Annotated in this window: 5 protein-coding genes and 2 pseudogenes; 4 read left to right on the forward strand and 3 right to left on the reverse strand. The window is 64.1% G+C overall.

Annotated elements, in window-relative coordinates; genetic code table 11:
- Positions 1–443: 443 nt before the first annotated feature.
- Positions 444–848: pseudogene (locus ACIA8C_RS43010) on the forward strand (IS110 family transposase); the annotation flags it as partial.
- Positions 849–1,073: 225 nt separating this feature from the next.
- Here the strand turns inward: ACIA8C_RS43010 and ACIA8C_RS43015 are convergent.
- Together ACIA8C_RS43015 and ACIA8C_RS43020 are read right to left on the reverse strand one after the other, a co-directional pair.
- Positions 1,074–1,190, reverse strand: a complete 117-nt coding sequence (locus ACIA8C_RS43015; protein WP_397145293.1) for a hypothetical protein — start codon at positions 1,188–1,190, stop codon at positions 1,074–1,076.
- A gap of 473 nt (positions 1,191–1,663) precedes the next feature.
- Positions 1,664–2,236 carry a hypothetical protein gene (locus tag ACIA8C_RS43020; RefSeq protein WP_397145295.1) on the reverse strand — a complete coding sequence of 191 codons (573 nt, stop codon included), beginning with the start codon at positions 2,234–2,236 and terminating at the stop codon, positions 1,664–1,666.
- Between ACIA8C_RS43020 and ACIA8C_RS43025 the strand changes: the two genes are divergently transcribed.
- Positions 2,229–2,477, forward strand: coding sequence for a hypothetical protein (locus tag ACIA8C_RS43025; RefSeq protein ID WP_397145297.1), 249 nt, complete (start codon positions 2,229–2,231; stop codon positions 2,475–2,477). The genes ACIA8C_RS43020 and ACIA8C_RS43025 overlap by 8 nt on opposite strands.
- Positions 2,478–2,489: 12 nt before the next feature.
- Here ACIA8C_RS43025 and ACIA8C_RS43030 read toward each other — a convergent pair.
- Positions 2,490–2,843: pseudogene (locus tag ACIA8C_RS43030) on the reverse strand (MauE/DoxX family redox-associated membrane protein); the annotation flags it as partial.
- A gap of 560 nt (positions 2,844–3,403) precedes the next feature.
- On the opposite strand from ACIA8C_RS43030, the gene ACIA8C_RS43035 reads away from it, so the two are divergent.
- Both ACIA8C_RS43035 and ACIA8C_RS43040 read left to right on the forward strand, forming a co-directional pair.
- Positions 3,404–5,272: an ABC transporter ATP-binding protein gene (locus ACIA8C_RS43035; RefSeq protein ID WP_397145289.1), complete on the forward strand. Its 1,869-nt coding sequence runs from the start codon at positions 3,404–3,406 to the stop codon at positions 5,270–5,272.
- Between the two features lie 174 nt (positions 5,273–5,446).
- Positions 5,447–5,995 (forward strand): hypothetical protein, encoded by a 549-nt coding sequence (locus ACIA8C_RS43040; RefSeq protein ID WP_397145291.1) that lies wholly within the window; start codon positions 5,447–5,449, stop codon positions 5,993–5,995.
- The last annotated feature ends 264 nt before the right edge of the window (positions 5,996–6,259 follow it).

Here is a 6,259-nt window from a genome sequence, read left to right on the forward strand (position 1 = left end):
CAGTATCGGCAACCTCGGCAACCTCGGCAACTATCGCATCAGAGTCCATGTGCCACTCCTTGTTTCGGAGTTACACCGTTGTTTGTACAGTCCCGCCAGCGAAGAGTGCGGAATCTCAGAACCGTGGCGGATCCGCCACGTCACCGCCAAACATTCTGAGATTCCGTCACGAGTTTTGAGACCCTAATGGGGGTTGATCAGCGAATCATCCTCGGCCCTCGGGTCAGGGGAGACACACTGATCACTGAGCCGCCAGCTGGTGAGCACCGTGAGACCCTGGGTTCGATGTCTGATCTCTGACTGTAGATCGTGCCCCAGCCGGTTGGTGAGGTCGCCTGTAGCGCTGATGGGATGTCGTGCCGTTCGAGCACTGGTCCATTAGGTCGCCGCCAGGTCGCCTTGGGCTCGAACAGGATCGACACCGACCAGCATGGAGGTGAGCGATGATATTCGTGGGCGACGACTGGGCCGAAGATCACCACGATGTCCACCTGATGGACGAGAACGGTGAGCGGCTGGCCTCGCGTCGGCTACCCGAGGGCCTGACCGGCATGCGGGCGCTTCACACGTTGGTCGCCGCGCACGCCGACGAACCAGGTCAGGTGGTGATCGGTATCGAAACCGATCGTGGCCTGTGGGTCGACGCGCTCGTCGCGGCCGGATACCAGGTGTATGCGATCAACCCGCTCGCGGTTGCCCGCTACCGCGACCGTCACCACCTCTCCGGCGCCAAATCCGATGCCGCGGACGCGAAGCTGCTCGCCGACCTGGTCCGCACCGACCGGCACAACCATCGCCCGATCGCCGGGGACAGCGCCGCCGTCGACGCGATCAAGGTCCTCGCCCGCGGCCCGCGCGTTCGAGAGGATGATGGCCTGGCCTCGCGGAGCCAGTCGGCGACGCGGGACGGTTGGCGGCGGTGCCCATACGCCTGCATGGGCTGGTTGCCGTACCCACTCGTCTTGATTTTCGACTCGTCACCGACGTGGAATCCCACGCCAGCACCCCGCCCGGCCGGAGGACTCGGTGGAACTGTACGAGCACGCCCGGCACCGCCTCGTCCGGGATGTGGATCAGCGACCACCACGCGCGAGCGCGCCGGCGAGGGAGTCGTCGGCGAGCTCCAGGTCGGTCATCGAACCGACCTCGAACCGCGCACCGGGGTGCTCGCGGCGGGCAATCTCGATCATCGCGGGTGACAGGTCGATGCCGAACGCGTCCGCGCCCAGCTCCCGCTGGACACCCGTCTTGCCTCTTCATCGACGGACGGCCCAAATGCCACCTGCCACCGAGCTCGGTGAGATCGAGGGCATCGACCTCACGCTGGCCTACCTACGACAGAAGCGCGACCAGACCGAACGACTGACTCGGCTCACCCCTACCTGCCCAACCATGCTCACGCTTGCGCACCCAAGCCCAAACTTAATTAGCCAATAGGTGAGTGGTTTTCATCAAATTTCAGGTTGAAACAGAGCTGGGCAACCCTAGCCGTCCGGCGCACGTATCACGCGGGAATGGTCGCTGGTTGGATATGAGCACCCGGACTACGACGCCAAATGACGGCATCCCGGTGACGAGCTATCCCGCACCGTTCGACTTGGCATCCCTGATGAGCCCTCGATTTAAATCCAGATTTCAGACGAAACCGAGCCCGTGTTGGTGCTCAGTGGTGGGCTGGGGTGGGGGTACTGGTGGCGGTGTTGGGGAGTTTGCGGACGGCGTGGGTGCCTGAGGTGATGGTGGCGTTGGCGCCGGTAAGGTAGAAGGCGGGGAAGGCTTGGGCGTCGAAGGACGTGGTGACAGTGCCGTCGGTGCTGGTCTCGCACACCACGGTTGCTACCGGGGTCAGGATGTCGAGCATATCTTGGCGTGCGGTGGGGTCGGTACGTTCGTTGGTGGTGACCACTGCCAGCACACGTTCGCGGGGGTAGCCGGCGCCGTGGATGTAGGCGACGAATTCGGGCAGGTTGGTGCGACAGTGCGGGCAGTCGACCGCGAGCAGGGCCACCGCCGCCGGGTGACGCAGGTTCGTCTGGTCAATGACATCGCCGTCGACGGTCTGCGCGGTGAACGCCGGGATCGGAGTGCCAGTGGGGAGCAATCTGTCGGTGTTATCGGCGAGTTGGGCGAGCAGGTCGGTGTGGGCGCGTAGCCGACGGACAAGGCCGAGGGTAACCACCAGGTGGGCGGCTGTGGCGATGGCCAGGATGGTGGTGACAGCTATCAGGATGCTCATCGGATTTTTCCTGTCCATTGATCGCGGACCGCCGAGTAGTGGCGGCGAGTGGCTCGGTCGTGGCAGTGAACAACTCGGCCAAGTCGTCGAAGGCCGCCAAGACGGCACCGAGCAGGATGCCGGTGCCCGCAGCCACCCACAACCCGGCAACCGACGCGACCCCAACACCGGCACCTGGGGTGAGCAGGGTGGCGGTCAGGCCGGTGGCGGTGACGCTAAGCAGCACGATGTTGCGGGCTAGTTGAATCCGCGACACCGGGCGGCTGGAGGTGCCGAAGCAACGGCACGGTGTGGTGGCGCCGCGGGCCAGCGCGGCGGCGATGGCGGCGGTGAATGCGGCCAGGGCCGCAACTGCCAACCCGAACTCCACCACCGTCGCGATCAACTCGGGTACCGCCGACAACACGACAATCGCCCATTCTGTTGCGATTGTGATGCCTGCGAGAATACCGGCGGACCGGCCGCGGGCCGCTGGTATCAGCCCAGTCACCGCAGCACCGAACTCGACCCGCGCCGCAGGACCGAGCTTGGACACAGCGGCGAGCAAGAACACGACCCCGATTGCGGCCCGCGCCGCCACCACCACGCAGGAGATCAACGCCACCACCCGGTCAGCAGCCCGACCAAGTTATGTTGTTGGGGTACAGCAGGAGAAACGTGCAGACGGCCCCCCCTCATACGGCGGGCAGCAGTACCCATGGCAGCACTCGGAGTTCCAATCACAGAACTCGAAATCCGGGAGGCATGCCTTAATTCGGGTGGGAGTTGGTTTGCCGATGATCATCTTGTCGGTGAAGGCGTCGATCAGTGTTTCTGCGCGTTCCAACAATGCTGTACCCATAACGATCACATCTCGCTTCCCCTGAAGACGACGCACACCTTGACTCCCCGGCTGGTGTCACTCCCGATAACTGCGCCACTTCTTATAATGCACTATCGGATCGTGCTGCGCTACAAGGATGATAGGATTCTCGGAAATTCCAACAGGTCTCCGGTATGAGTGGGATCGAGACCGGGTACGGGGGCGTTGATCGATTCCGTTGGTGACGCGTCTCTATATCTTGAATCGATAGGCTTGCGACGCAGCGGAGATGGTGAACATCGGCACGGCGGTCCGCTGTAGCTGGCGCAGTTGCACTGCCGCTGATGGGGGAAGGGGAGCCTGTGGTGGACACGGTCACAATGCTGCGGATGCTCGACCCCGACCAGCCCCGCGCGAGTGGGCAGTTGACGCTGCGGGTGATCGGTTTCATCACGGGGTTGGCGTGGCGGGCCGACCGGCGCGCCTTGATCGCTTGCCTGGCAGCGGGTTTGGCCCAATCGGCCTTGACCAGTCTGATGCTGTTGGTCGCCCGTTCGGCTGCGGCAACCCTGCTCGCCGATGCTGGTGGCAGTGGAGCCGGGGCGGGAAGGCTGATGATGCCTGCGGTTCTTATCGCTGCCGCCATCGTGGCCAACCTAGTGTTGGCCAGTGTATCGGGCTACTACCAGACACTGCTGATGGAGAAAGTCACGCTGGCCGCGATGGCGCGGGTGCTGGCCGCGGCGACCGCTGCGGACCTTTTGGCCTACGACGATCCGGGCTTCTACGACTTGCTGACCAGGACCCGTGAGGCCGCCGGAGTCCATCCCGGTCTGATGCTGCGGGCTCTGCTCGCCGCAGCGCACACCCTGATCTACACGGCCGCCATCGCCGCCACGGTTGTGGCGATGGCCTGGTTCACCACCCCGTTCCTGCTCTTGGCCCTATTGCCGGTGTGGGCGGCGGGGCGGCGAGCCAACCGCGACTGGCACCAGTTGATGAGCAGCCAAGCCGAAATATGGCGCACCACAGTGCATCTGGAACAGATGCTGACCGGCCGTGACCATGCCGCCGAGATCCGCGCGTTCGGCGCAGGCGGCGAAATGTTGCGGCGATGGCGGCGCATCCGCGCCGACCTGCTGGCCCAGCAGACCCGGCTGAATCGAGTCAACGCCATACGCGCGCTACGCGCGCGCGGGTTGAGCCAGGCCATCACCATGGTCATGGCCGCGGTCCTGAGTGCGCTCGCCTACACCGGCGCCCTCCCGATCGCGACCGCCCTGACCGTGCTGGCCGCGATCCAACTCCTGTCCGGCCAATTCAGGAATATCGGGACCCTGCTGTCGACCGTGGGCAAAGGCCGGTTGTTCATCGCCGACATCATCGCTTTCACCCATCGCCCCAGCTCCGTGTCCACACCACCCCCGCCACGCCCGTTCACGACGCTGACCACCCACCGGGTCGGATTCACCTACCCCGACGCCCAAACCCCCGCGCTGACCGACATCGACATCGAACTGAGAGCCGGGGAAGTTGTCGCGCTGGTGGGCTACAACGGCTCCGGGAAAACCACCCTCACCAAAATCCTTGCCGGACTCTATCCCGCCACCACGGGACAACTGCACCGCGACGGCATCCTCGTGACCGAACGCGAGCTGGCCGAACTACAGGCATCGACCACCGTCCTGCTGCAACATCCCAACCGATACCCGCTCTCGGCCACCGACAACATCGCCCTCGGCGACCCCCGGCCCGACCCGGCTCGGATCACCGCGGCCGCCACTCACGCAGGCATCGCCGACCAGCTCGCCGCCCTGGACCACGGCTATGACACTCCGCTAAGCAAGGAACGCACCCACGGTATCGACCTGTCCGGTGGGCAATGGCAGAAAATCGCACTCGCCCGCGCCTTCTACCGAGACACACCCCTGATCATTCTCGACGAACCCACCACCGCGCTGGACCCCCGCGCCGAGGCCGACCTCTACGACCATATCCGGCTGCTGTTCACCGACCACACCATCGTCCTGGTCACCCACCGCCTCGCCAGCGTCCGCCACGCCGATCGCATCTATGTCCTCGACCACGGCCACATCACCGAAACCGGTACCCACCAACAACTCATGAACCTGCACGGCACCTACGCCGAACTGTTCAACCTCCAAGCAGCTGCCTACCACGACCACCAACCCGCACAGGAATCCGCGGCGGGACGAACGCTCCGCGATAGATAACACACTGAGCATCGAAATCGCCGAAACGCCGATACCGTCACCAGTCGTGAACAGCTGCCGTCACAGATGGTGAACAGAGCCAGCGCGGGCATAGATAGCGCTGTTCTGCTGCTGCCCGGTGTCCGGTGTCACTGAATCTGAGCCATTGCCAATGGATCTGAGCCATGGGGATCAGTGCTGGTCACCGAAGTTGGTCAACTGCAGGCCTGGCTCGGGCACCGCTCACCGCAATCGACCCAGTTCTACGCCAAGATCAGCCCGAACACCCTCACCAAGGCCTACGGCGACGCGGGCTACTTCGCCCGCAACATGCGCACCATCGAAGTCCTCGTCGACCGCGACGCCGTCACCAGTGGCGCCGCAGCGACCGGTGAGCCCTGGCAACACTATGACCTCGGCCACGGCTTCTGCACCTACACCTTCTTCGAGCAATGCCCGCACCGCATGGCCTGCGCCCGCTGCGACTTCTACACACCCAAGGAATCGAGCAAAAGCCAACTCCTGCAAGCGAAATCGAACCTGCAACGCATGCTCGTCAGCATTCCGCTCACCGACGACGAACAAGCCGCTGTCGAAGACGGCCGGACCGCGCTCGACAAGCTGCTGTCGCGCCTCGCCGACGTTCCCACTCCGGCGGGCCCGACGCCTCGTCAGGTCGGCGCCGCAGACGCCATCCAACTGCCGACCGTCGGAGTCCGCCACGGAAAACCCTCACCAACTTGACATTTCAGATTCCACAGAATGATGCGGTTGACGTGCCCTTCGACTGGTCCGCTGTTCCAGGGCAGTGTCAGGCCAGGCGTCGAGTGGTCACGTCGTCTGCGGTGGTGGTTTCGAAGCATTCGAGCAGCGGGTAACTCATCGACCAGAACGAGCCAATGAGATCGAACCGGTGAATCCCCCCGGTGAGTCCGGAGACTTACGGGTGTGACAGCTCAGCGGGTTGCTGGGCTGGGTGTTGACAGTAGTGGGCGGTCTCCATCTCAA

This window comes from Nocardia sp. NPDC051321 (assembly GCF_044455225.1).
In the GTDB taxonomy this organism is placed as follows: Bacteria; Actinomycetota; Actinomycetes; order Mycobacteriales; family Mycobacteriaceae; genus Nocardia.

Coding starts and splice junctions, on each gene's coding strand:
- ACIA8C_RS43020 (WP_397145295.1), bottom strand. CDS start 2,236: ATGAGCATCCTGATAGCTGTCACCACCATCCTGGCCATCGCCACAGCC.
- ACIA8C_RS43025 (WP_397145297.1), top strand. CDS start 2,229: ATGCTCATCGGATTTTTCCTGTCCATTGATCGCGGACCGCCGAGTAGT.
- ACIA8C_RS43015 (WP_397145293.1), bottom strand. CDS start 1,190: ATGATCGAGATTGCCCGCCGCGAGCACCCCGGTGCGCGGTTCGAGGTC.